General features: G+C 46.2%; 23 protein-coding genes. 7 read left to right on the forward strand and 16 right to left on the reverse strand.

The window, feature by feature from the left end; genetic code table 11:
* Window positions 1–41: 41 nt before the first annotated feature.
* From purM to asnB, 5 genes are all read left to right on the forward strand, one after another.
* Window positions 42–1079 (forward strand): phosphoribosylformylglycinamidine cyclo-ligase, encoded by a 1038-nt coding sequence (gene purM, locus CKQ84_RS22735; protein ID WP_028760356.1) that lies wholly within the window; start codon window positions 42–44, stop codon window positions 1077–1079.
* Window positions 1079–1723 (forward strand): phosphoribosylglycinamide formyltransferase, encoded by a 645-nt coding sequence (purN, locus tag CKQ84_RS22740; RefSeq protein WP_028760357.1) that lies wholly within the window; start codon window positions 1079–1081, stop codon window positions 1721–1723. The genes purM and purN overlap by 1 nt, the downstream gene beginning before the upstream one ends.
* Window positions 1724–1882: 159 nt before the next feature.
* On the forward strand, window positions 1883–2629 hold the full coding sequence (locus tag CKQ84_RS22745) for an HAD-IIA family hydrolase (RefSeq protein ID WP_028760358.1): 747 nt from the start codon (window positions 1883–1885) through the stop codon (window positions 2627–2629).
* A gap of 232 nt (window positions 2630–2861) precedes the next feature.
* Window positions 2862–4538 carry a M28 family metallopeptidase gene (locus CKQ84_RS22750; RefSeq protein WP_105252849.1) on the forward strand — a complete coding sequence of 559 codons (1677 nt, stop codon included), beginning with the start codon at window positions 2862–2864 and terminating at the stop codon, window positions 4536–4538.
* Window positions 4539–5116: 578 nt separating this feature from the next.
* Window positions 5117–6781, forward strand: a complete 1665-nt coding sequence (gene asnB / locus CKQ84_RS22755; RefSeq protein ID WP_105252850.1) for an asparagine synthase B — start codon at window positions 5117–5119, stop codon at window positions 6779–6781.
* 170 nt (window positions 6782–6951) lie between these two features.
* On the opposite strand, the gene CKQ84_RS22760 is transcribed toward asnB, so the two are convergent.
* The 3 genes from CKQ84_RS22760 to CKQ84_RS22770 form a co-directional block, all read right to left on the reverse strand.
* On the reverse strand, window positions 6952–8085 hold the full coding sequence (locus tag CKQ84_RS22760) for a patatin family protein (protein ID WP_105252851.1): 1134 nt from the start codon (window positions 8083–8085) through the stop codon (window positions 6952–6954).
* Between the two features lie 243 nt (window positions 8086–8328).
* Window positions 8329–10575: a TonB-dependent siderophore receptor gene (locus CKQ84_RS22765; RefSeq protein WP_105252852.1), complete on the reverse strand. Its 2247-nt coding sequence runs from the start codon at window positions 10573–10575 to the stop codon at window positions 8329–8331.
* A gap of 395 nt (window positions 10576–10970) precedes the next feature.
* Complete coding sequence (locus CKQ84_RS22770; protein WP_105253141.1) at window positions 10971–12761, reverse strand: acyl-CoA dehydrogenase C-terminal domain-containing protein; 1791 nt, start codon at window positions 12759–12761, stop codon at window positions 10971–10973.
* Between the two features lie 246 nt (window positions 12762–13007).
* Between CKQ84_RS22770 and CKQ84_RS22775 the strand changes: the two genes are divergently transcribed.
* A complete protein-coding gene (locus CKQ84_RS22775) occupies window positions 13008–13853 on the forward strand; it encodes a D-hexose-6-phosphate mutarotase (RefSeq protein ID WP_105252853.1) in 846 nt (281 codons plus the stop codon).
* 104 nt (window positions 13854–13957) lie between these two features.
* Here the strand turns inward: CKQ84_RS22775 and CKQ84_RS22780 are convergent, their stop codons facing one another.
* The 11 genes from CKQ84_RS22780 to yceD all read right to left on the reverse strand — a co-directional run bounded on the left by CKQ84_RS22780 (window position 13958) and on the right by yceD (window position 22542).
* On the reverse strand, window positions 13958–14833 hold the full coding sequence (locus CKQ84_RS22780; RefSeq protein WP_105252854.1) for an NAD(P)-dependent oxidoreductase: 876 nt from the start codon (window positions 14831–14833) through the stop codon (window positions 13958–13960).
* Between the two features lie 168 nt (window positions 14834–15001).
* Window positions 15002–15481 (reverse strand): acyl-CoA thioesterase, encoded by a 480-nt coding sequence (locus CKQ84_RS22785; RefSeq protein WP_105252855.1) that lies wholly within the window; start codon window positions 15479–15481, stop codon window positions 15002–15004.
* Window positions 15482–15598: 117 nt separating this feature from the next.
* Window positions 15599–15967 (reverse strand): hypothetical protein, encoded by a 369-nt coding sequence (locus CKQ84_RS22790; RefSeq protein ID WP_028760367.1) that lies wholly within the window; start codon window positions 15965–15967, stop codon window positions 15599–15601.
* A gap of 232 nt (window positions 15968–16199) precedes the next feature.
* Window positions 16200–17438 (reverse strand): beta-ketoacyl-ACP synthase II, encoded by a 1239-nt coding sequence (gene fabF / locus CKQ84_RS22795; protein WP_006087466.1) that lies wholly within the window; start codon window positions 17436–17438, stop codon window positions 16200–16202.
* Between the two features lie 236 nt (window positions 17439–17674).
* Window positions 17675–17908, reverse strand: a complete 234-nt coding sequence (gene acpP, locus CKQ84_RS22800) for an acyl carrier protein (RefSeq protein ID WP_006081231.1) — start codon at window positions 17906–17908, stop codon at window positions 17675–17677.
* 164 nt (window positions 17909–18072) lie between these two features.
* Window positions 18073–18819, reverse strand: a complete 747-nt coding sequence (fabG, locus tag CKQ84_RS22805) for a 3-oxoacyl-ACP reductase FabG (protein WP_006081230.1) — start codon at window positions 18817–18819, stop codon at window positions 18073–18075.
* 9 nt (window positions 18820–18828) lie between these two features.
* On the reverse strand, window positions 18829–19755 hold the full coding sequence (fabD, locus tag CKQ84_RS22810) for an ACP S-malonyltransferase (RefSeq protein WP_105252856.1): 927 nt from the start codon (window positions 19753–19755) through the stop codon (window positions 18829–18831).
* Window positions 19756–19817: 62 nt separating this feature from the next.
* On the reverse strand, window positions 19818–20777 hold the full coding sequence (locus tag CKQ84_RS22815) for a beta-ketoacyl-ACP synthase III (RefSeq protein WP_028760369.1): 960 nt from the start codon (window positions 20775–20777) through the stop codon (window positions 19818–19820).
* Between the two features lie 9 nt (window positions 20778–20786).
* Window positions 20787–21815, reverse strand: coding sequence for a phosphate acyltransferase PlsX (gene plsX / locus CKQ84_RS22820; RefSeq protein WP_105252857.1), 1029 nt, complete (start codon window positions 21813–21815; stop codon window positions 20787–20789).
* Window positions 21816–21830: 15 nt separating this feature from the next.
* Window positions 21831–22001 (reverse strand): 50S ribosomal protein L32, encoded by a 171-nt coding sequence (rpmF, locus tag CKQ84_RS22825; protein WP_006081226.1) that lies wholly within the window; start codon window positions 21999–22001, stop codon window positions 21831–21833.
* A 16-nt stretch (window positions 22002–22017) separates the two neighbouring features.
* Window positions 22018–22542 carry a 23S rRNA accumulation protein YceD gene (gene yceD, locus CKQ84_RS22830; protein ID WP_028760371.1) on the reverse strand — a complete coding sequence of 175 codons (525 nt, stop codon included), beginning with the start codon at window positions 22540–22542 and terminating at the stop codon, window positions 22018–22020.
* A gap of 262 nt (window positions 22543–22804) precedes the next feature.
* Between yceD and CKQ84_RS22835 the strand changes: the two genes are divergently transcribed.
* Window positions 22805–23389, forward strand: coding sequence for a nucleoside triphosphate pyrophosphatase (locus tag CKQ84_RS22835; protein ID WP_105252858.1), 585 nt, complete (start codon window positions 22805–22807; stop codon window positions 23387–23389).
* A 163-nt stretch (window positions 23390–23552) separates the two neighbouring features.
* Here CKQ84_RS22835 and CKQ84_RS22840 read toward each other — a convergent pair whose 3' ends face one another.
* On the reverse strand, window positions 23553–24272 hold the full coding sequence (locus CKQ84_RS22840; protein ID WP_105252859.1) for an HAD family hydrolase: 720 nt from the start codon (window positions 24270–24272) through the stop codon (window positions 23553–23555).
* Between the two features lie 22 nt (window positions 24273–24294).
* Window positions 24295–25254, reverse strand: coding sequence for a 23S rRNA pseudouridine(955/2504/2580) synthase RluC (gene rluC / locus CKQ84_RS22845; RefSeq protein WP_105252860.1), 960 nt, complete (start codon window positions 25252–25254; stop codon window positions 24295–24297).
* Window positions 25255–25634 lie beyond the last annotated feature (380 nt).

A 25634-nucleotide genomic window follows, 5' to 3' on the forward strand; every position in this document is an offset into this window, starting at 1 on the left:
CGCATAAAATCCAATAACGATGTACCCGAGAGGATCCCTCCGTGAGCACACCTACCCCACTGAGCTATAAAGATGCCGGCGTTGATATTGATGCAGGTAATGCACTGGTAAGTAACATTAAAGCAGCCGTTAAACGTACCCGTCGTCCAGAAGTTATGGGCAACTTAGGTGGTTTTGGCGCCCTGTGTGAAATCCCCACTAAATACAAACAACCGGTTTTAGTGTCTGGCACCGATGGTGTTGGGACTAAATTACGTTTAGCTATCGACTATAAAAAACATGACACTGTCGGCATAGACTTAGTTGCCATGTGTGTGAACGATCTGATCGTCCAAGGCGCTGAGCCACTGTTTTTCCTCGATTACTACGCAACAGGCAAACTCGATGTTGAAACGGCAACGTCCGTCGTCAACGGCATCGGCGAAGGTTGTTTCCAATCTGGTTGTGCGTTAATTGGCGGTGAAACCGCTGAAATGCCAGGCATGTATGAAGGTGAAGATTACGACCTAGCGGGTTTCTGCGTGGGTGTAGTTGAAAAAGCCGACATTATTGACGGTAGCAAAGTGGCAGCGGGTGATGCACTTATTGCATTAGCCTCAAGCGGCCCTCATTCAAATGGTTACTCTTTAGTACGTAAAGTATTAGAAGTGAGCCAAGCAGACCCTCAGCTAGATCTCAACGGCAAACCGCTGATTGAACATCTACTTGAGCCAACCAAAATTTACGTAAAATCATTGCTCAAACTGATTGAAGCATCTGATGTCCATGCGATGGCGCACATTACTGGCGGCGGCTTCTGGGAAAACATCCCACGCGTACTGCCAGATAATTTAAAAGCGGTTATCCAAGGCGATTCATGGCAATGGCCCGCTGTTTTCAGTTGGTTAATGGAAAATGGCAACATTGCAGAATACGAAATGTATCGCACCTTCAACTGTGGCGTCGGCATGTTAGTCGCGCTGCCAGCCGATAAAGTGGATGCAGCACTTGCATTACTGGCTGCAGAAGGCGAACAAGCATGGCTTATCGGTGCTATCGCACATCGTGAAGGCAATGAAGAGCAAGTGGAGATCCTGTAATGCCCCAGAGCTGTCGTGTAGTTGTATTAATTTCCGGAAATGGCAGTAACCTGCAAGCGGTTATCGACGGTTGCGATGATAATCTGCAGGCCGAAGTTGTCGGAGTCATCAGTAATAAACCCGATGCCTATGGCCTAGTGCGCGCCCATCATGGCGAAATTGATACCAGCTGCGTGATAGCTCACCAAGGTGAATCTCGCTCTGAATACGATGCACGTTTAATGACAGTGATTGAAAAGTATCAGCCCGATTTAATCGTGTTGGCAGGATTTATGCGGATCTTAACTGATGATTTCGTGAATCATTACCTAGGTCGCATGATCAATATTCATCCTTCGCTGCTACCTAAATACACTGGCTTAAACACCCATCAACGTGCCATAGACGCAAACGATAGCGAACATGGTGCCAGCGTGCATTTTGTCACGCCAGAGCTGGATGCTGGCCCAGTGATATTACAGGCCAAAGTGCCTGTTTATGAAGACGATACGGCTGATATGCTCGCCGCCCGCGTGCATGAGCAAGAACATGCTATTTATCCGCTCGTGGTGAAATGGTTTAGTCAGCAACGTCTTAACATGCAAAATGGCCAAGCCTATCTCGATGGCAACCTTATCGGCCCAAGCGGTTACGCGCCCGATTAGTTCCACTTGACCGAAAGTTGTACCAATCAAAAAAATAGAGACCTTCGGGTCTCTATTTTTTTAACTATTTTCAACAAAAGCATTGTTTTCTTAGGCAATGTGGCATTAGATAACTTAACGAAAAAGTGATTTTTGATCGGCATGACAAGAGACTATTAGATGAAAAATATTATCTGCGATATCGATGGTGTACTACTGCACGACAATAAACTGATCCCCGGCAGCGACAAATTTATCCAGCGCATTTTAGAGCAAGGCAATCCGTTAGTAATATTGACTAACTATCCCGTACAAACGGGTAAGGATCTGCAAAACCGTTTAAGTGCCGCCGGTATTGATATTCCTGAAGAATGCTTTTACACCTCTGCCATGGCAACTGCCGACTTTTTAAAACACCAAGAAGGCAGTAAGGCCTATGTCATTGGCGAAGGCGCCCTCACCCACGAACTCTACAAAGCAGGCTTTACCATTACCGATATTAATCCCGATTTTGTGATTGTCGGTGAAACCCGCTCATACAACTGGGAGATGATCCATAAAGCGGCAGGCTTCATCGCACGCGGCGCGCGCTTTATTGCCACTAACCCCGATACTCACGGTCCAGCCTACAGCCCTGCTTGTGGTGCACTCTGCTCACCGATTGAGCGTATTACCGGTAAGAAACCTTTCTACGTGGGCAAACCGAGTGCTTGGATTATTCGCTCAGCGCTTAATCATATTGATGGACACTCGGAAGACACTGTCATCATAGGCGACAATATGCGTACCGATATTTTGGCGGGCTTCCAAGCAGGGCTTGAAACCATTCTGGTCACCAGTGGCGTGAGTAAGCTTGAAGATATCGACAAAGAGCCCTTCCGCCCGAACCATGTGTTTGCCTGCGCTGGCGATATCGACGTTGTTTAAACAGATGTCTAATCCTACGTCTAGCAATTCATCCTTGCCAGTCGTTTAAACATTACCTATGCAACACGCCTCACCCAAAGGCGTATTGCATAGGGTAAAGCAACATTAAGTAACATATTCGCCTTCTTCTCAGCCTTGTGGCTCACAGCGGCTTGCTTCATGATAAGCCTCGCTTCTGATTGATTAACAGAAATCTAAAATTCCTTAATTAAAACAACAGTAGGATTAACCTATGCGACGTCTGTATCCCCTCTGTGCGCTGGCTATGCTCAGTGCCTGTAGTCCGAATTCATCCCAATCCGATGGCAACAGCACCTTAGCTGAACTCAAACCCGTGCAGTTTAATGAAGCGCGCTTTAGAAATGATATTAAAGCCCTGTCATCCGATGAATTTGAAGGCCGCGCGCCCACCACTCACGGTGAAAAACTCACCTTGGACTATTTGACCAAAGCCTTTACAGAGATGGGACTCAAGGGCGCGTACCAAGGCAGCTTTTTACAACCTGTGCCTATGGTGAGCTATACCGCAGATGAAGCGCAGCAAGTCACGCTGGCAGGATTACCCTTTAAATACCGAAAAGATCTAGTGCTCAGCAGTCGCCACGATAACGGTGGTATTAGTATTGAGAACGCGCCATTAGTCTTCGTCGGCTATGGGGTGAATGCCCCTGAATATGGTTGGAATGATTACCAAGATCTCGACATGAAAGGCAAAATCGCGGTGATCTTAGTGAACGATCCCGGCTTTGCTCGCCCTGACTCGGGTAAATTCAACGGCAAAGCCATGACCTATTACGGCCGTTGGAGCTACAAATTTGAAGAAGCCAGTCGTCAAGGCGCACTCGGCGCACTGATTATCCATGATACCGAGCCCGCCTCTTACCCTTGGTCCGTGATAGAAAATAGTTGGACTGGACCACAGCAAGATCTGGTCCTCAGTAAAGCAGAACAAGATAGCCGTATCCAAGTCGAAGGCTGGCTTACACTGGACGCGGCTACGCAACTGTTCGATAAAGCCGGTTTATCACTGCCTAATTTAATGGCGCGCGCCGCCGACAGCTCAATCAATTTACCCCTTGAACAAACGGCCAACATAGCCTTTAAAAATAAAGCCGAATACGCAAATAGCTACAATGTGGTCGCCACACTCCCCGGCAGCACACAAGCCAACGAGCAAATCCTCTACACCGCCCATTGGGATCACATAGGTAAAGACGAGACGAAAGAAGGCGATCAAATTTATAACGGCGCCATGGATAATGCCTCGGGCACTGCCGGCATTCTCGAAATCGCCAGACAATTAGCCGACAATGCCAAACAAGGCCATGGTTTAGCGCGCTCGGTCACCTTTATTGCCACCACAGGTGAAGAACAGGGCTTACTCGGTTCACGCTATTACGCCGCTAATCCACTTTATCCTATCGACAAAACCGTGGCAGTGTTAAACCTCGACAGCACTAATATCTATGGCAAAACCAAAGACTTTACCATCGTCGGCAAAGGTAAATCTGAGTTAGAAACTTATCTTATCGATGCGGCTAAACAACAAAACCGCATCGCCATGGGTGAGAAAAATCCCGCTTCGGGCGGTTTCTTCCGTTCAGATCATTTCAGCTTTGCCAAACTAGGCGTGCCCGCCGTCTTTGCCGGCGGCGGTAGCGACCCCGTTGATGAAGCCACGGCTGCTTATAAAACCCAGATGCAAGCTACAATGAAAGGCTGTTATCACAATGTCTGCGATGAATATCGTGAAGATTGGGATTTAAGCGGGGCGCTGCAAGACTTGCAAATCTACTACCAAGTCACACGCACATTGGGCAACAGTAAAGATTGGCCGGGATACTATCAAGGCACAGAATTCAATAGCCTGCGCCCAGCCAAAACGACGCTGGTAACGGACGCAAAATAACAGCCTGAGTCAGTGGCTTCTTGCGAGAGACAGCTGGGTTAGTCGTCTCTTATTGACGCCTGCTAGTAGAACCTGCGAAATAAAGCGCCAGCTGAATAAAGCGCCAAACAAGACCTACAAGCACGTGAACCATTCACGTGCTTTTTTGTTTTCAGCTCACAAAAAATGCCGTTATCGCGAAATATCCATCCCACAACGCCATTATGAATAGGCCTATGCCATTGGTTGATGTCAAACTCGGCGCATTAATTGATTAAAAATAAAACACTTAAACGAGCCAACTCATTATTTATGGTCTTTTTTAGCGGTTTTTCTATCATCGACACTTTTTCAAAACACATTGTGAATTCCCCAAAACTCCACGCGCCAAATCAAGCAATAAAAACAAATCATCAAAAATAATTCAAATTTAATGAATTATTCTCAAATAAAAGCACTAAACATAAACATCTAAATCAACAAAAATGCCAATAAACAGATAAAACATCAAAAATAGTGTTTGGCAAAACGCTAAATAGCTGGCACATTAAACCTCAATTGAGACATCCTCAAATGACAGACAGTGTGGGAGTTGTACTATGTGTTCAATCTTTTCGATTTTAGATATCCAATCTGATGCCAAAGAACTGCGCCAAGTCGCGCTAGAAATGTCTAAGCTAATGCGCCACCGTGGCCCTGACTGGTCAGGTATTTATGCCAGTGATAAGGCAATTCTTGCCCACGAACGTTTAGCGATTGTTGACATTGAACACGGTGCTCAGCCGCTGCTGACTGAAGATGGCAGTTTGATCCTCGCGGTCAACGGCGAAATCTATAACCACAAAGAATTGAAAGCCCAGCTAGGCGATAAGTACAGCTATCAAACCAACTCTGACTGCGAAGTGATCTTGGCGCTGTATCAAGAATACGGCACTGAATTTCTTGATAAATTAAACGGTATCTTCGCCTTTGTGTTATATGACAAAGCCCAAGACAGATACCTTATCGGCCGCGATCACATGGGTATCATCCCGCTATATACAGGCCGTGACGCTGCGGGTAACTTCTATGTTGCCTCCGAAATGAAAGCCTTGATGCCAGTGTGTAAAACGGTAGAGGAATTCTTACCTGGCCAATATTTGTACTCAAGCGATGCCGCCGCGGTGAAATACTACACTCGCGATTGGCAAAGCTATGATGCGGTTAAAGATAACCCAGCCAGCCAAGAAGAATTGCGTGACGCATTAGAAGCAGCGGTCAAACGTCAATTAATGTCAGACGTGCCCTATGGTGTGTTGCTGTCGGGCGGCTTAGATTCATCGATCATTTCCGCCGTGACGCAAACCTTTGCTAAACGCCGGATTGAAGACGATGGCGAAACCAACGCTTGGTGGCCACAGTTACATTCATTTGCCGTCGGCCTTGAAGGTGCGCCAGATTTAATCGCCGCCAAAAAGGTCGCCGAAGCGATTGGTACGATTCACCATGAGATCCATTTCACCTTCCAAGAAGGCTTAGATGCGATTAAAGAAGTGATCTATCACTTAGAAACCTACGATGTCACCACCATACGAGCTGCCACGCCAATGTATTTAATGGCGCGTAAAATCAAAGCGATGGGCATTAAGATGGTGTTATCGGGTGAAGGTGCTGACGAGCTATTTGGCGGCTATTTATACTTCCATAAAGCGCCAAACGCACAGGCATTCCACGAGGAATTAGTCCGCAAACTCGATAAACTGCATCTGTTCGATTGTCTGCGAGCCAACAAAGCCATGGCCGCTTGGGGATTAGAAGCCCGTGTACCCTTCCTCGATAAAGAGTTTATGGATGTGGCGATGCGCATCAACCCTGAAGCGAAAATGTCTAAGGATGGCCGTATTGAGAAACACATTCTGCGTAAAGCCTTTGAGCACAAGTTGCCAAAAGAAGTGGCGTGGCGTCAGAAGGAACAATTCAGTGACGGCGTTGGCTACTCATGGATTGACGGTTTGAAAGAACAAGCTGCGGCGCGGGTGGATGATTTACAATTGGCGAACGCGAAATTCCGTTTCCCATACAACACGCCAGAAACCAAAGAAGCCTATTTCTATCGCTGCTTCTTTGAGGAACATTATCCACTGAGCGGCGCTGCAGAAACGGTTCCAGGTGGTAAATCCGTCGCCTGTTCAACGCCAGAAGCATTGGCTTGGGACGAAAGCTTACGCGGCATTATCGACCCATCGGGCCGAGCTGTACGCTCTGTGCATACCTCAAGTTATTAATAGACTAACGTTGAAGTACTAGGTTCATAAATTAGGTTGATGAGCTAGATTGATGAACAGGTTAATACAGCCAACCACAAGCGCTACCCTCGGGTGGCGCTTGTATTTTAATGCTTTTTACTTTTATTGCTTACTCACGTACAAAATGGTGACTTAGCTAAAATACCAAACTAGGCCGACAGCGCACTGAATGGCTTGATTTGAGAGTGAGCTTGAATGTGGGTTTGAGTGTGAGCGTTGGTTTGCACTTGAGTTTGAAAATAAGCATTACTCTGCGTCAACGCCATCGGATCTAAGCTTAAAAACTGCTTTCCAGCACTCAGCCCCACATGATAATCATGGCGTAAATCCGCATCGGTACTGCCCAGCAATTTACTTTGCAAATTTTCAGCAGCAAAAATCTGCACTATCTCCACATCCTCTGGCGGATTAGCGATGAAATCCAATTCATCCTGATAGGCTTGTTCGTGCTGCACTAAGTAATCTATGGTTTTCGGACAAAAGCCAGAAACACAAATCCAAGATTTTAATTTGTGAACCCAAGCCGATTGCGCCTGAAAATCCTCGCTCACAGTACGGATCACCACAATTTTGCGGGCACCACGACGATAGGCCTCACGCACAGGTAAAGGCGCTGCTAAACCGCCGTCGAGATAAAAATCACTATCAATACCTTCGCTTAATGCAGTGCCATGATCAGAGGCGCTGTTATCAGAAGCGTTATGATTAGCCGCGCCGTTATTAGAAGCCTTGTCGCTATTACAGGCGCGGTCACTCAGCCAAGGCGTGAGTTTCACCCCTTGTTTATACAAAAATGGTAATGCGCTAGAAGCTTTTAGCAATTCGCGCCACTGGCTTTTACTGCTTGGACTTAAAAAATAACCTTTGCGATCACTGGCATTCGTAGTTGTGATCAGTAACTGCCGATGACCGAGTGAGGCTGCCGCCGCGTTAAGATCTAATTTAAACATCCCTTGTCGAGTCTGCTCAAAATACCAATCTAAATCGACTACATTGCCGCCGACTAACCCGCGACCGAGTCGATAGAAGCGTTTATGGCGCGATAAACCGCGGATTAAGCGTTTGGCATACCCCTTTTGGCGGGCCAAAAAACTGCTGAGATTCTGTGAGCCTGCTGAGGTACCGATAAATAAATCAAAGGGATCGAATCCGCCATCAAGCCAAGCATCGAGCACGCCTGCGGTGAATATACCGCGCTGACCACCACCTTCTGCAATCAGGGCCACCTGTGGGCTAGCGTTAGATTGAGGGTCTTTGGGGGCTAAGTGGCTGACGGCGTGCATAGGAAAACCTTATCGAATAATTCATATAAGGCGAGTCTAAACAAGCTGAATGAGAAAATATAACGGATAGAAACTATCATCTTAATAGGTAAACACTATTAAGATGATAAGTCACACAAGGTTAATCCATGCTCAAGGCACGAATACAGACAGAGAGCTACGGCGGTTATTCGCGCAAGATTAACCCATTCGCTCCAGCTTGCTCATCATCCTTAACGAACAAGCTATTTTTACATCAATGCATTAAAACTTATGACTCAGTTCAAGCGTGATATTACGCGGCTCACCGGGGAAATGGCCATTACGCTCGCTAAAACCACTGACGGCATATTCTTTATCGAAGATATTTTTAAGATTTAAGCGAACTTGAGTTTGATCCCACTGGGTCGTCCAGCTCATGTCAAAAATCGTATGGGGCTTCACCGTTTGGCCATCGAGGCTGAACTGCTCGCCCACATAGTCCATGCCAAAAGCAATCGCCGAATCGAGTGCATTGATATCGTAACGGGTCCATATCCCCGCTTGATGACGCGGCGCATTGGCAAAGTGCTTACTATCAAACGTATTGGTTAAACTGTCGTTCGTTACCCCTTTAACCACTTCGGTCTCGTTATAGGCATAGTTTGCCGTGACGGTCAGATTATCGGTTAAGTCCCCCACCAGCGTCCATTCAAGGCCTTGACTGTGTACTTCACCCAAATTAAGTAAAGCGGGAATACCATCGTCATCACCAGTATCTAAAGGGTTAGCTTGGGCGACATTTTGTTTTTCAATCCGATACACAGCGAGCGTGGTCATAAACTGGCCATCAAGCCATTCATTTTTCATCCCAAGTTCAATTTGATTGCCCGTTTCTGGATCGAGGAAACCATCACCAATATCTTCTGCTTGATTGGTTAAAGATGCTGGATTGAAGCTCTCTGAGTAATTCAAATAAAAGGACATTGAATCGATTGGACGATAATTAAGCCCTGCTCTTGGCGTTATCGCGTTATCGCTGAAGGAGAAACCGGTATTTTTATCATAATCATCAAACTGGCTGAAACGCAGACCAGCAATCAATGACCACTGTTCATTAAAGTGCAGATGTTCCTGTACATAAATGCCGTAACGGTTAGCGCGGGTACCATCGGTATTTTTATCCTTCAAGTTGTAACTATTAGGGTCGGTTTCACCATAGTTAAGGTCAAAAATATTCAAGTTACCAACACCATCCTTATCAGTCGCCAATTTGTACTGATATTCGGTTTCGACATAGTGATAGTCGCCGCCGAACAGGAATTCATGTTCAAAACCTAAAGCATCGAATGCATAGACAAAATCATTGGTTAAACTAATTTCATCATTAGCCCGTGCTTGAACTCGGTATTCACGCTTAATGGTGCCATCACCCATAATGGGCTTTTTATTGGCATCTGAAGTCGCCCAACCTCTCGATTCATGATATTGCTGCGTGGAATCATTATTAAGATAACGGATCTGAGTTTTGACCGAGAAATTATCGGTAAATTGATGATCGAGAATCGATTGCAGCACTAGTGCATCCATCTTCTGGAAGTCACTCTTCTCATTGGCATTATAGGATGGCGCAACCAGGAAGTTACCGTCATTATCGACAGGAACGCCGCGCAGTCGATTGCCACCTAAATCCTGCTTAATAATATCGAAAGTGGTGGTGAGCTTGGTATCATCACTGATTTCGTAGAGTAACCCACCCGCCACTTCGGCATTTTGACTATCGGCATTATTGCGAAAGCTATCTTCCTGCTGATAATAGGCGCCAAAACGATAGGCGAGATTGTTGGTTAAGCCGCCAGTGAAATCCAGCGAGCCACCTATCATATCCTCGCTGCCAGTGCTTAAGGTCAGCTCTTTACTCTCGACAAAGGTTGGTTTTTTAGTGACATAGTTGATCATGCCGCCGGGTTCACCGCCGCCATAAAGTGCGGATGCAGGACCTTTTAACACTTCAACCCGCTGCACGTTAAAGAGTTGCGGCACAGAAAATCCCGAATAGGGATCGCCCCTTACCCCATCATAAAAAACGTTGGCATCGTCGCGGAAACCGCGAAAGGTCACGCCCGAATAACTAAACTCACTCACGCCCGCGATAGAGCGGTATAAATCGGTAATATTGCGCGCCGCTTGGTCGACGATTAACTGCTCGGTCAGCACTTGCACCGACTGCGGCAATTCCATCACATTAATCGCCGTCTTAGTGCCAACTGTCGTTTCTTTATCGACGTACATTTGCATTGCACGGCCATGGACAGCAATACGCTCAGGTGCTGCGAGTGTTATCTCCCCATCGGCTGCGGATTGAGTCGATGCAGGACTGGGGACTGGTGAGCTCGTAGACAAGGTCTGCTGTGGAGCCTCTTTATCGAGTACAGTTTCAGCGGCGAATGCCGACTGATGTTGAGCAAGTGCAAGTGCGATTAATGAGTAAGCGAAACGAGTCTTCACAGAATGTCCCCAGCGCGAGCGCATAAAAATGGCATAAACCAAAGGGTTTACAAATGTATTCAAACGAATTGGCCGTCATTATAAAGAATGATTTACTAATGACAATAATTATCATTTGAATTTACACAATTGTGAAACGCGTTTAATAAATCATCGACATCAACCCACATAGTCCTTGTTATGTGTGGTTATGACTCAAACAAAGGAGCGCCAATAACACAGACCTTCGATGAAAGTTTTAATGTGGAATAAGAAAGAGACGCACAGCATCAAGCTGAATACTTGCGTGCAGCTTAATAAAAACAAAAAGTTAAATATTTAAACCATACAAAAATAAAAACCAGCGACAGTGCGCTGGTTTTTGGCTATTGTTGAGCGGTGCTTAAGCAAGGGCTTAACTCAGCCTATAAGGTGAATGCTTAAAAGATAGCTTCATCCAATTGCGTGAGCATTTCACTCGCCTGCTCGATTTGCTTACGCAGACTGCGACCTTGCACCGCCCAGTAAGCCATGTAGAAATCAGCAGTTTTCAATTTAGCTTGGTAAAACGCGGTTTCTTCAGTGCCCTGCTCCAGCGCCGCTAATGCCACCGCGGCACTTCTGGCCCACATCCATGCCAGTGCAGTCACCCCAAACAACTCCAGATAAGCCATAGAGGCTGCGCCGATAATGTCAGGATTGGTCGCTGTCTGCGAAGCTAAATAACCACTAGCCTTTTGCAAATCACCCGCACAATCCATTAAACCACTCACGTAAGGTTGCATCGCCGCATTCGTGCTATGTGACTTAATAAACTCTGTCACTAACGCCGACCATTGCTGCATCGCCGCGCCGCGGTCGCTAAGCAGCTTACGCCCCACTAAATCCAATGCCTGAATACCGTTAGTGCCTTCATAAATCAGTGCAATACGGCTATCACGCACAAATTGCTCCATACCCCACTCATGAATATAACCATGTCCACCAAACACTTGCTGTGCATCGACACAGGCATTAAAACCACGGTTAGTGATAAAACCTTTCACCACTGGCGTGAACAGTGCCGCTAATTGGGAGGCAACTTTGGCTTTGGCGGGATCGGTATGACGCTCAGCTTCATCTAGCCACAAAGCTTGTTGTCCAACTAAGGCTCTTGCGCCTTCATTAAAGGCTTTTTGCGAGAGCAACATGCGGCGCACATCGCCGTGAACCAAAATCGGATCGGCGGCTTTTTCGGGTGCTTTGGCACCACTTAAGGCGCGGCTCTGTAATCTGTCTTTGGCATAGGCTAGCGCATTTTGATAGGCAATCTCAGAGACACCCAGACCTTGCACGCCAACGCCTAAACGCGCTTGGTTCATCATAGTAAACATGGCGCGCAGTCCTTGGTGTGGCTCGCCAACAAGCTCACCCAATGCACCTTCAAATACCATCACACAAGTTGAGTTACCGTGAATGCCCATCTTATGTTCAAGGCCACTGGCATATAAAGTGTTCGGTGCGCCTAAACTACCATCGTTATTCACTAATACTTTAGGCACTGCGAACAAAGATATGCCCTTCACGCCTTCAGGTGCATCGGGCAAACGAGCTAATACGAGGTGCACTATGTTGTCGGTGAGTTGATGATCGCCTGAGGAGATAAAAATTTTCTCACCGCTGATGGCAAAAACACCTTCGGATACTGGCACGGCTTTGGTGCGTAATAAGGCTAAGTCAGTCCCCGCGTGGGACTCGGTCAAGTTCATGGTCCCAGTCCATTCACCGCTGACCAGTTTACTTAAATATTTTTGCTTGAGCGCATCACTGCCGTGGGTATGGATGGCGGCATAAGCGCCATGGGTCAAACCGGGATACATGGCAAAGGCCATGTTAGTTGCCGTTTGTATCTCAGTGGCAAAAATCCCCACCACTTCGGGTAAGCCTTGGCCGCCATATTCAGGATCGCAGGTCAGCGTCGGCCAGCCATTATCAACAAACTGCCGATAGGCATTATCAAATCCTTCCGGTGTAATCACCTTACCATCGACCAACTTACAGCCTTGCAGATCGCCGACACTATTGAGCGGTAACATAACTTCAGTACTAAAGTCGGCCATACCTTGAAGGATCGCATCGACAAGATCTGGATCGATTTCATCGAACCCCTTAAGTGCATCTTGCTGATAAATATGTAACATTTCATCGAGGATAAATTGATAGTCGCGCAGCGGCGCTTGATAAACTGGCATAATCGCTTCCCTTTTCTTGTTAGACTGCAACTCAACTAAGTGATCTGACCACTTTGGTGCTCTGACCACTTTAGCTAAATCTGCCGAAAAAGAAAGCACCTCAGTATCCGCCACAGACTTTTGTTTACACAAACGAACAGCGAAACCGTAAATTGATCGCAACAAAGCCTTATGTTATCGCGGAAAACTTTGTAAGCTAACTGCCTGTTTTTCTGATATGTCAGTAGAGTTAAGGATATTGTTACTATGGGTTCTGTCACTACTAAAAAGCACGCCAACGGGCTCGATTATGTCGAAGTGAATACGGCGTTATGTCAGGCAAGAATTTTTTTGCAGGGCGCGCAAATAGACTATTTTCAACCCGTAGGCAAACCACCTTTGCTGTGGGTTTCATCGGCTGACGATTATCAACCCGGTAATGGGATCCGTGGCGGTGTACCCGTATGCTGGCCTTGGTTTGGCATGAGTAGTGAAGCATTCCCCCAACACGGTTTCGCCCGTACCCGCATTTGGACGCTGGGATCGGTAGAAATGCGCAACCAGCTAGTAGATTTACGTTTTAGCTTAAAGATCAGTGAGCAAGATAAAATCTATTGGCCGCATAACACTGAGGTCAGCGTACTGTTTACCTTAGGCGACACCCTAAGCATTAGTCTTGTGAATACCAACTTAGGTACTGAACCCGTTACGCTTACCCAAGCGTTGCACAGCTATTTCCCGATTGAGGATATCCACCAACTCAAAGCCTACGGTTTTAGTGGGTCAAAATACATCGAATTTGCTGAGGGGCCTTATCCGCAAACCACGGATGAAGTGCTGTTTGATCGCGAGACAGATCGTGTCTATACCGATCTCGGCCCAGTGCAGTTATTACATACGCCGCAGGGGACAATCGAAGTCAGCCGTGAAAACAGCCAATCAGCCGTGTTATGGAATCCATGGATTGAAAAGTCACAACGCCTTGGCCGGTTTAATCCAGAGGATTATCTGACCATGGTCTGCTTAGAAGCGGCCAATGTATTAGAAGATAACGTCGTGCTTGCTCCAGGTGAAACTCACAGTTTAGTGACCCATATTCGCTGGAAAGACTAACGATTAAATATCCTAGTCAAAAACGATACAAACAAAAATGCCCAGTTCAATACAAATGAGAACTGGGCATTTTTATAACGGTTGAAATTTTAAAACAAGATGACTTATTTCGCCGATTTCTCTAAACGCGCCAGCAAGCTAGACGTATCCCAACGGTTACCGCCCATGCCCTGCACTTCTGAATAAAATTGATCGACTAACGCGGTCAATGGCAAGTGTGAACCGTTGCGGCGGGCTTCTTCTAAGGCTATGCCTAAGTCTTTACGCATCCAATCGACAGCAAAGCCAAAATCATAACTTTGGCCCCACATCGTCTTGTAGCGATTTTCCATCTGCCAGCTTTGCGCCGCGCCTTTGCTGATCACTTCAATGACTTTCTCGCCATCGAGTCCCGCCTTACGGGCAAATTGCAGCGCTTCAGCCAAACCTTGTACCACTCCTGCGATACAGATTTGATTCACCATCTTAGTTAACTGGCCAGCACCCACTTCACCTAAACGCTCGGCGCAGCGGGCAAAGGCTTCAATCACGGGTTTAACACGCTCAAATACCGCTTCATCGCCGCCGACCATCACAGTCAAGGCGCCATTTTCAGCGCCCGCTTGACCGCCAGACACAGGCGCATCGAGGAAATCAATGCCCTTTTCCGCTAACACTTGATGAAGCTCACGAGCGACATCGGCCGAAGCCGTAGTATGGTCAACCAGCACAGTGCCCTTTTCCATCCCATGAATAACGCCATCACTGCCGAATACCACTTCCCGCAGGTCGTTGTCATTGCCCACGCAAGTAAACACAATATCTTGACCCTCTGCCGCTTCCTTTGGTGTTGGACAGCAGCGACCGCCATAGGTGTCGACCCAAGTTTGCGCCTTGGCAAAAGTACGATTATAAACAGTGACCTCATGGCCTTTGTTCAGTAAATGCCTCGCCATGGGATATCCCATTACGCCTAAACCAATAAATGCAACTTTTGCCATGAGCTGATCCTTAAATAGATAAACAAAGTGAATCGATTCAAAATAGTGGCCGCAGTTTAACATTCATCAACGGTAACGTCAGAGTGAAATCGGAGCGAGTGATAAACGCACTTTTCGCTACAAACAACAAAGGCGCCTTAAGCGCCTTTGCTGATTTAATTTATGGAGCTATTTCACCACATGGGCTTCCATTTCGGCGCCAATCTTTTTACGCATTTCCATCAAGCGCAGTGCAGAATCCCGCAAATGAATATCATGTTCCGTCTGTGGTATCCACTCAGGCACTGGCGTAGGTAGGCCATCTTCATCAACTGCTACCATGATCACAATACAATGGGTGGTGAGATGACGCTCAGAAACTTTAGGATCGCCTGCTCGCACATCGATACCGATATGCATAGAAGTTTTACCCGTATAAATCACTTTTGCGCTGACTTCAACGATATTGCCCACCAAAATGGGTTGCACAAAACGAATACCGCCCGCATAAGCAGTAATACAATATTTACCGCTCCAGCCCGCTGCACAGGCATAGGCCGCGAGATCGATCCACTTCATCACAGCACCGCCGTGAACTTTACCACCAAAATTCACATCCGCAGGCTCTGACAAAAATCTCAGGGTACTTTGTCTATCTATACCAGCCATATAACCTCAACTTATTCAGCCACTGTGGCTCAATGTTTCGTGCAATAGGCTGAGTTTACGATAGAAAGCCCCATTAGCGTAAAAATAATTACGATTGACCTCGTCAAAAAATTCGATTTAACCAAAGTGGCTAATAAGCACGCAGCAAAGCAATAAACTCGGCAACGCTAAACGATAAATCCATAGCTGAAATTCACTACTGACGAAACGCGTACCCTTAGCAAAAGTGTAAACGCCTAAGCCAAACATAAAGAAACCCAGCACTTCGAGGCCCGAAGACATATTGCTATCGCCACCGACGTTAATCGCCGTCACCAATAAGGCAAACCAAACCACCACATAAGCAGCGATTGCTAAGGTAAAAGTCTTGATCCCAATGTCCATGTTTGGATGCCACACTTTAAACTCACCACGGATCAATTCGGTCAGATTGGCAGTTAATGCGCCAATGAGGGGAACAAGCGGGATCACCGCGGGATTTAACATGACACACTCCATTAAGATTGAATATGTCTGTCATTATCTGTGGTCACTAGAATTAAACAAGCTTGATGAACAAATGTTAACACTATGGATATCATACAGTTAGAAAGTGACATCTATCACAATAAAGTCATGCGATAACGGAATTCAACTCACATGAGCAATGAATTTGACCCATAAAAAATGCGCCCTCAGGCGCATTTTTTCACTGTTTTTTACACCATAAATGCGTGTTTTACACTTTCTTGAACAGTAATGAACCGTTAGTCCCACCGAAACCGAAGGAATTACACAGAGCGTAATCCATCTTCACATCACGGGCTGTGTGGGCGACAAAGTCTAAGTCACAACCTTCATCTGGATTATCCAAGTTAATCGTTGGCGGCACGGCTTGGTCGCGCAGTGCTAGCAAAGTAAAAATCGCTTCAACCGCGCCCGCAGCACCTAATAGGTGACCCGTCATCGATTTAGTCGAACTAACCAGTACTTTATAAGCGTGGTCTCCAAATACTGACTTAACCGCTGCCGCTTCCGCTTTATCACCTGCTGGCGTCGAAGTACCGTGGGCATTGATATAACCAATTTGCTCCAGTGATAACTTAGCGTCATTAATGGCATTGACCATAGCCGCCGCAGCGCCTGCTCCGTCACTTGGAGGCGATGTCATATGGAACGCATCACCGCTCATACCAAAACCGACTAACTCGCCGTAAATGGTCGCACCGCGTGCTTTTGCGTGTTCGTACTCTTCCATCACCATCACACCAGCGCCATCACCGATCACAAAACCATCACGGTCTTTATCCCATGGACGGCTCGCCGCAGTCGGATCGTCATTGCGTGTCGATAACGCTTTCGCTGCACCAAAACCTGCCACACCTAAAGGAGAAGTGACATCCTCAGCACCGCCCGCAACCATCACGTCTGCATCGCCATAGGCAATGGTACGCGCCGCGAAACCGATATTATGCACACCCGTAGTACAAGCGGTCGTCACGGCAAAATTTGGGCCTTTCATGCCAAACATGATCGACAAGTGGCCTGAAATCATATTGATAATGGTACTAGGTACGAAAAAAGGAGAAACCTTACGCGGGCCACCATTCATCAATGCGCTGTGACCTTGTTCAATCAACCACATACCGCCCATACCCGCACCAATAGCAGTACCGACACGACCTGGGTTTTCTTTACTCATGTCCAGACCTGAGTCTTGGATAGCTTGGATGCCAGCCGCCATACCGTATTGAATAAAGAGGTCCATCTTACGGGCGTCTTTTTTCGTTACGTATTGCTCAACATCGAAATCTTTTACTGAACCACTGAAACGAGTGGTAAATTCACTGGCATCAAATTTGGTTATCGGTGCAATACCACTCTTACCCGAAAGCAAAGCCTTCCAAGTAGTATCGACAGTATTGCCCACTGGAGTTACTAACCCCAAACCGGTTACCACTACACGACGTTTAGACACGGCAGTCACCTTTAAATGCTAATTTGTTAATTCAGATAGAGGACACAGGGTTTTCTATCATTAGACAATTTCTTAAATAATTTTTATTTAGAAAAATTCGCCAATCTGCGGCGAGCATCTCGTGGATAACAATTAAAACACGATCCAGAGACGATTGAATGGCACGGAGGCAGAATTTGACGGGGGTAAAACAAAAACAGGCGGCAAAAATGCCGCCTGTCTTCAAGAATTCAGAATTACTGATTCTTAGAAACGTAGTCGATCGCTGCTTGAACAGTAGTGATCTTTTCAGCTTCTTCATCAGGGATCTCGGTATCAAACTCTTCTTCCAGAGCCATAACCAACTCAACAGTGTCCAGAGAATCTGCACCCAGATCGTCAACGAAAGATGCCGCTGGCTTAACGTCTTCTTCTTTAACGCCCAGTTGCTCTACAATGATTTTCTTTACACGTTCTTCGATGTTGCTCATTAGTTTTCTTTCCTATTCAAATTACGCACTTGCGTAAGATTGCGAGTAGTTTATTAGATTTGGCTGACAATGCAAGCTTAGTTTTCGTGGTCTAACCACGAAATTTCACTATCAATTGATACAGATCACTACTCAGTTGCGACAGAAATCCCTGCCATTCGCCCTTAAACCATGTACATGCCGCCATTCACATGCAAAGTTTCGCCTGTGATGTAAGCGGCTGAGTCCGAGGCCAAAAAGAGCACTGCATTGGCAATTTCTTGCGCTTGCCCTAATCGTTCCATCGGAACCTGTGACATGATAGCTTTTTGCTGCTCTTCGGTCAGCTCATCTGTCATATCGGTCTGGATAAATCCAGGAGCGATAGCATTAACTGTAATTTGACGAGATGCAACCTCTCTTGCAAGAGATTTTGTAAATCCAATCAAACCCGCCTTTGCTGCCGAGTAGTTAACTTGACCTGCATTGCCCATGGTGCCTACCACTGAACCGATATTGATGATTCGGCCAAAGCGCTTTTTCATCATGGTACGCATCACAGGTTTTGACAGTCTAAATAACGATGTCAGGTTGGTGTCGATAATATCCTGCCATTCATCATCTTTCATCCGCATCAGCAGATTATCACGGGTTATACCCGCGTTGTTGACTAGAATATCAACATCACCCGCTTTTTCTTTGATCGAGGCGAATAAATGTGTAACAGATTCACTATCTGTGACATTAAGCACTAAACCAAAACCTTTGTCACCCAGATATTCTTGGATTGCCGCAGCGCCCTTCTCACTGGTTGCGGTTCCAATAACCACTGCACCCGCTTCGACCAGTGTCTCAGCGATCGCACGGCCAATACCACGGCTCGCACCTGTCACCAAAGCCACTTTGCCTGTTAAATTCAGGTTGAAACTCATATAAACTCCTTACTCAGTTAATGCAGCTAATGAAGCAACATCATTAACCGCTTGGGCTGATAGTGATTTATTAATTCGTTTTGCTAATCCTGTCAATACTTTACCAGGACCGCATTCCACCAGTTGGGTAATGCCTTTTTGGGCCATTAGCTCAACAGTTTCGCTCCAGCGAACAGGACAATATAGCTGACGCACTAACGCATCTTTAATGTCATCAGCAGAGGTGGGTGATGCCACATCAACGTTATTAATCACTGTAATTGTTGGGGTATTAAACTGTACATCGTTTAATGCCACGGCCAGTTTATCCGCCGCAGGTTTCATTAATGCACAGTGTGATGGCACGCTGACAGGTAGAGCCACCGCCATTTTAGCGCCTGCTGCTTTACAAGCTGCTGCAGCGCGCTCAACTGCGTCTTTTTGGCCTGCAATGACCACTTGACCAGGACTGTTAAAGTTAACTGGACTCACCACGTCACCTTGAGCCGCTTCGGCGCAGGCATTAGCGATACTCTCGTTGTCCAAACCGATAATCGCATACATAGCACCCGTGCCAGCTGGAACCGCTTGCTGCATCAGTTGACCACGTAATTCCACCAACTTAATCGCGTCTTTAAAATCCATCACACCGGCGCAAACTAAAGCAGAATACTCGCCTAAGCTGTGACCCGCTAGTATAGCTGGCATAGGTTTGCCTGAAGCCACGTAGGTACGCCAAATCGCCACGCTCGCCGCTAATAGGGCTGGTTGAGTTTTATCGGTTTCATTTAAGCTTTCAACAGGACCTTGCTGAACCAATGCCCACAGATCATAACCTAAGACGTCACTCGCCTCAGCAAAGGTTTGTCCAACAACAGCATGAGATTCGGCAAGCTCGGCTAACATGCCTAGGGCTTGTGAACCTTGACCCGGAAATACAAAAGCAATATTTTCCATATTCAAATTACCTATGGCTAACTTAATTTATTGAAAAATCATGTGGAACACACATGTAGAACTTAGAAACGAATGAGCGCACTGCCCCACGCAAACCCAGCACCAAAGGCCTCAAGCAGCAGTAGTTGTCCGCGCTGAATACGGCCATCACGTACGGCTTCATCCAATGCAATGGGCACTGACGCGGCAGAAGTATTACCGTGTTTAGCTAAGGTCAATACGACTTTATCAAGACTCATATCGAGCTTTTTAGCGGTAGCATTGATAATTCGGAAGTTAGCTTGATGTGGCACTAACCAGTCAATTTCTGACTTATCGATATTGTTAATGCGTAACGTCTCAGTCACGACATGGGACAATTGAGTCACAGCCACTTTAAAGACATCGTTGCCTTTCATGGTCATAAAACCGACCGCTTCAGAGGTTTCGCCTTTACGTGGTGGGAAAGCGCATTTCAATAAGTCACCTTGGCGACCGTCGGCATAAATGTGGGTCGAAATGATCCCTGGCGTTTCGGATGCGCCTATCACAACCGCGCCCGCACCATCACCAAATAAAATAATCGTTGAACGATCTTCTGGCTCACATAAGCGAGACAGTACATCGGCACCAATCACTAATACTTTTTTAGCCGCGCCCGTTTTTACAAATTGATCGGCAACAGATAAAGCATAAACAAAGCCTGAACACGCCGCTGCGATATCAAAAGCTGGAATGGTATGCACGCCAAGCATGGCTTGAATTTCACAGGCCGCAGCCGGAAAAGCATTGGGAGCACTGGTGGTGCCGCAAACGATCATGTCTAAATCTGATGCTTCTATGCCAGCCATTTCTAGCGCTTTTAATGCCGCTTGGTAGCCCATAGTTGAAACGGTTTCATCGAAAGCCGCAATGCGACGTTCTGATATACCTGTACGTTCAACAATCCATTGGTCAGTGGTTTCCACCATTTTTTCCAAATCTTGATTGCTACGCACCTGCACCGGTAGATAACTACCAGTTCCGAGAATTTTTGTATGCATAAGGAGGGATCAGTTATTTATATCTAAAAGAATCGACTCCAAACGATCTTTTATCATTTCAGGGAGTCGACGTTGAGCTTCCGTTACTGCCAAACTAATTGCTTGTAAATAGGCAGTTTCATCCGCGTTTCCATGGCTTTTTACAACTATTCCGCGCAATCCTATCAGACTTGCACCGTTATAGTGGTCGGGGTTCATCTGACTAAGGACCGCCTGGATACGAGGGGCGATAAGTTTAGCCAGAAAACGAACGAATAAACCTTGGGTTAGTCCCCGTTTTAACTGATGTACTAATAACTTGGCAATACCTTCTGAGGTCTTGAGCGTGATGTTACCCACAAACCCATCACAAACAATCACATCCACATTACCGGAATAGATTTCATCCCCTTCGATAAAACCTGTGTAATTGATTTGTTCTGTGTGTTGCAGCAACTGCGCGGCTTGCTGAACTTGGTCATTACCTTTAATTTCTTCAACGCCCACATTGAGCAAGGCGACTTTTGGCCGAGATTTCTTATCTACCGCTTCGCACAGGACTGAGCCCATCACGGCAAATTGAAATAAGGTTTCAGAATCACAGGAAATATTCGCGCCCAAATCCAACAAATAAACCGGTTTTTGAGTCACCGCAGGTAAACAACTGACTAAGGCGGGTCGATCAACACCAGGCAAGGTCTTCAGCAATACTTTCGCCATTGCCATCAGCGCCCCTGTGTTACCGGCACTCACACACGCTTGTGCGCGGTCGTCACGCACTAACTCAATAGCCAATCGCATGGAACTGTTTTTACGTGTACGCAAGGCATGCACAGGCCTATCGGACATACTAACGACTTCATCGGTATGAATGATTTCTATGCGCGAAAGTAAACTCGCTTCGGCTTGAAGTAGATAGACATCAATTTCAGTCTTGTCACCGACTAAAATGATTTTAAGAAAAGAATGTAATTGTAGTGCCCGCAAGGCTGCAGGCACCGTGACGTGGGGGCCATGATCACCACCCATTGCATCTAACGCAAGCGTCAGATTCGTCATTAGGAAACCAACAAATTACTTGTTGATTACCTTTTTACCGCGATAGAAGCCATCTGCAGTCACATTGTGACGCATATGGATTTCACCGCTGGTAGCGTCTACAGACAGCTGAGCAGTGCTCAGTGCGTCATGTGAACGGCGCATTCCGCGCTTTGAACGTGATTTTTTGTTCTGTTGTACAGCCATTGGCCTGTCTCCTCGATTACTTGCTCTTCAGTTTTTCTAACACTGCAAACGGATTTGGACGCTCCTCTTGAGCGGGTTCTATCTCGCCTACAACCATGTCTTTAGATCCCGCACTGCAATCAATTTCTTGATGCATTGGGATTATCGGCATAGCGACTATCAATTCATCTTCGATCAATTGATGTAGACGCACTTCGCCAATTTCATTGCACTCAATTGGGTCATACGCATCCGGGAGCTCATCGATTTCTGCTTTAGTCCGACATGGACCAAAACAAAACTCGACCGTAACCTCAGTGGTAAATAGTGTCATGCAACGTTGACATATCAGAGTGAGCTCCGTCACAGCCTTCCCTTTCAGGTAGACTATCCCCTGTAAATCTACGCCACATTCAAGCGACACTGCCACATCGGAACAGTCGCCGGCACATAACTCAGTTAATCTTTTCAGTTGCACACCAGGAACAACGCCCTGATAAACTAGGCGACTCGAGGCGGCGCGAAATGGATCAATTGAAACCGGTATCTTTACTGTTTGCATAAGGCGCGCATATTATAGTTTGAAAACGCTAGAGTCAAAGAAAAAATGCTAACTTAAGTCCCAGTTTGCGACTTAAGCCTTTCCCCTGCCCCAACATTGAAATTGACGGATGCGAAATAGTACCCAAGCATGGGGCCGCATACAAGCGCAAGCCGCCTAAAATAGTCGCATTCATTGAAAAGAAACCGTAAAAGACGAAACTCTTGCACTCTCTCGCATTGATTGGTCACAATATGAGTCACTCTTTTGCGGATATCTCATTATGCCAACCCCATTAATCTTAGCTTCGACGTCTGTATATCGACAATCTTTACTGCAAAAACTCGGGTTACCCTTCGAATGCTGCAATCCTAATATTGACGAAACGGCGTATCTCGAAGAATCGGCCCATACTTTAGTGCTGCGATTAGCCAAAGCAAAGGCCGTCGCGGGAGCAGAACAATTCCCCGATGGTCTGATTATTGGTTCCGATCAAGTTGCCGTCATTGATGACAAGATTATCGGTAAACCCCATCATTTTAATAATGCCGTCGCGCAGCTCACTCAAGCCTCAGGCAAGGCCATCACCTTTTATACTGGTCTTGCACTCTATAATGCCAAAACTGGCGCTATGGCCGCTGAGGTTGAACCCTTTACGGTTCATTTTAGGCACCTTAGCCATGCGCAGATTGTGGCTTACATTGAAAAAGAAGAGCCTTATTATTGCGCGGGGAGTTTTAAGAGCGAAGGTTTAGGTATCGCGTTATTTACAGCGCTCGAAGGTCGCGATCCCAATACCTTAGTTGGCTTACCACTGATATTACTGACGGAAATGCTGTTAGCCCAAGGTGTAGACGTTCTCGCTTAAACGTTTGCCAAGGCTTTGCTCTGTTTATTGAATCGATGACGCGCATCAAAAATACCGGGCTACAGAGTCGTTTCATCGACAAGAAGACGAGACGTAAATAAAAATGATAAGGAAGTCTCATGCGCAGCGGCATGTATTGCCGCTTCAGTATTGAATAGCAGTGTTAGAGGTATTGCAGTAATTGCTTTGGTGAATCAATCAAGGCGATAGGTTTTGCCCGCAGCAACTTTTCGGCACTGTGAGCGCCATAGGTCACGCCAACGCTATCAATCCCTGCATTGGCCGCCATGGTTAAATCTAGCAGAGAATCACCCACCATTAAGGCTCTGTTCGGTGCAATATTCAATTCTTTCAGCAAGCTTGAGATCATTTCAGGATGGGGTTTGCTGTGCACTTCATCGGCGCAGCGTGACGCAACAAAGTATCGACCTAAGCCTGTTTGCTCAAAGACGCGATCAAGTCCCGCACGAGCTTTACCGGTTGCGACGGCTAACTTATAGCCCTGGCTATGCAAGTCATCAATTAACGCTGGAGTTTGTACAAACAAGGGCGTTGGCGTGGTGTCTAAATGCAAATACTGTGCTTTAAACTCAGCGCGCATTTGCTGATATTGATCATTTTCGCCTTGGCTGAATGCATTATTAGAATGCTGCTGATGCTGAGAATTGGCAGAAGAAGCGCTGCAATTAAGTCCCTGTGGGAACAGGACTCGCAGCGCTTCTGTCATAGAAAGACCAATAATATCGCGAATGTCACTTTCAGTTGGGATAGGTAACTGCAATGCCTTAGCCATATTTTCAATACAAGTGATAATTTTACCGATGGAATCCATCAGAGTGCCATCCCAATCGAAAATCACTAAATCGTATTGCTTTATCTTCATCCTTGAAACCTATCCCCGTCGATTACGCACGCTTTAACTTATCGAGTAATTGCGACAAATTTTCATCTAAAGGCGCTGAAACCCGCATCACTTCATCATTTTCTGGATGAATGAACATCAATTCAGCGGCATGTAAAAAGAGTCGAGTTAAGCCTAATGCACGCATGCTATCGTCAAACCCTTGCTCGCTGTACTTATCATCACAGGCGATAGGATGGCCAGCAAATTGGCAATGCACCCGAATTTGATGAGTACGTCCAGTGACAGGGCTTGCCTTCACTAAAGTACAACCTTGGTAACGCTGCATAATTTTAAAGCGCGTTTCTGAAGGTTTACCCTCAGCATTAACACGCACAATGCGCTCACCGGATTTGAGGGTGATTTTCAATAAAGGCTGCTTAACGGCTTTATCTTGAGCAGACCATTCACCTTTAACTAAGGCCAAATAGTCTTTCTGCATCTTTTTATACCGAAGCTGATCATGCAGATGTTTAAGCGCGCTACGCTTTTTAGCCACCAACAACACACCCGAAGTATCTTTATCGAGACGATGTACTAGCTCTAAAAACTTTTGTTGAGGACGCAGTGAACGCAATGCTTCAATCACACCGTAATCGACTCCACTACCACCATGCACGGCAATGCCAGCAGGTTTATTCAGCACGATCAAATGATTGTCTTCATGCAAAATACGATCTTCGAGTTGCGAGACTTTACTTAAGTTCGCCGATGGTGCGGTACGGTTATCCGGCTCTGCCACGCGGACTGGCGGAATACGTACTATGTCGCCAATCTGCAACTTGTACTCGGGTTTGATGCGTTTCTTATTCACTCGAACCTCGCCCTTGCGGACAATGCGATAGATCATGCTTTTCGGCACGCCCTTCAGCTTGGTCATTAAGTAGTTATCGATACGCTGTTCGAAGTGATCTTCATCAATCGTGATCAACTGAACCTGTTGTGGGGTGGATTCTATATTCATGATGCGCCATCTAATTATAACGGTCGCCATTGTACAACAACTGAGAAGAATTGTGCCTTTCCATTGCTGAATTTTTTGATTATTGCTATATTTCACCAGCGATTAGGGATAAGCCGTGAATAAAGTGTTCACAACGCCCTGATCCCAAGCGGAAAATTTAACGGATAAAAAAAGATTTTCTTGATAGCAAATCATTGATTTGCAAATCGTATATAGAGTAAAAATACCACAAATGCGTTTTTTACGATTAAATCGAGAAAGTCACCTTACTTTAATAAGGTTTACCCTAGGTTTTCCTCCCCGATTTCGAAGGATATTATAACTTGTCGTCAGACAAACCGATTCGACTTGGGCATTACCGGAACGAAACTAAAGAATTT

It is taken from the genome of Shewanella sp. WE21 (genome assembly GCF_002966515.1).
Lineage (GTDB): Bacteria > Pseudomonadota > Gammaproteobacteria > Enterobacterales > Shewanellaceae > Shewanella > Shewanella oncorhynchi.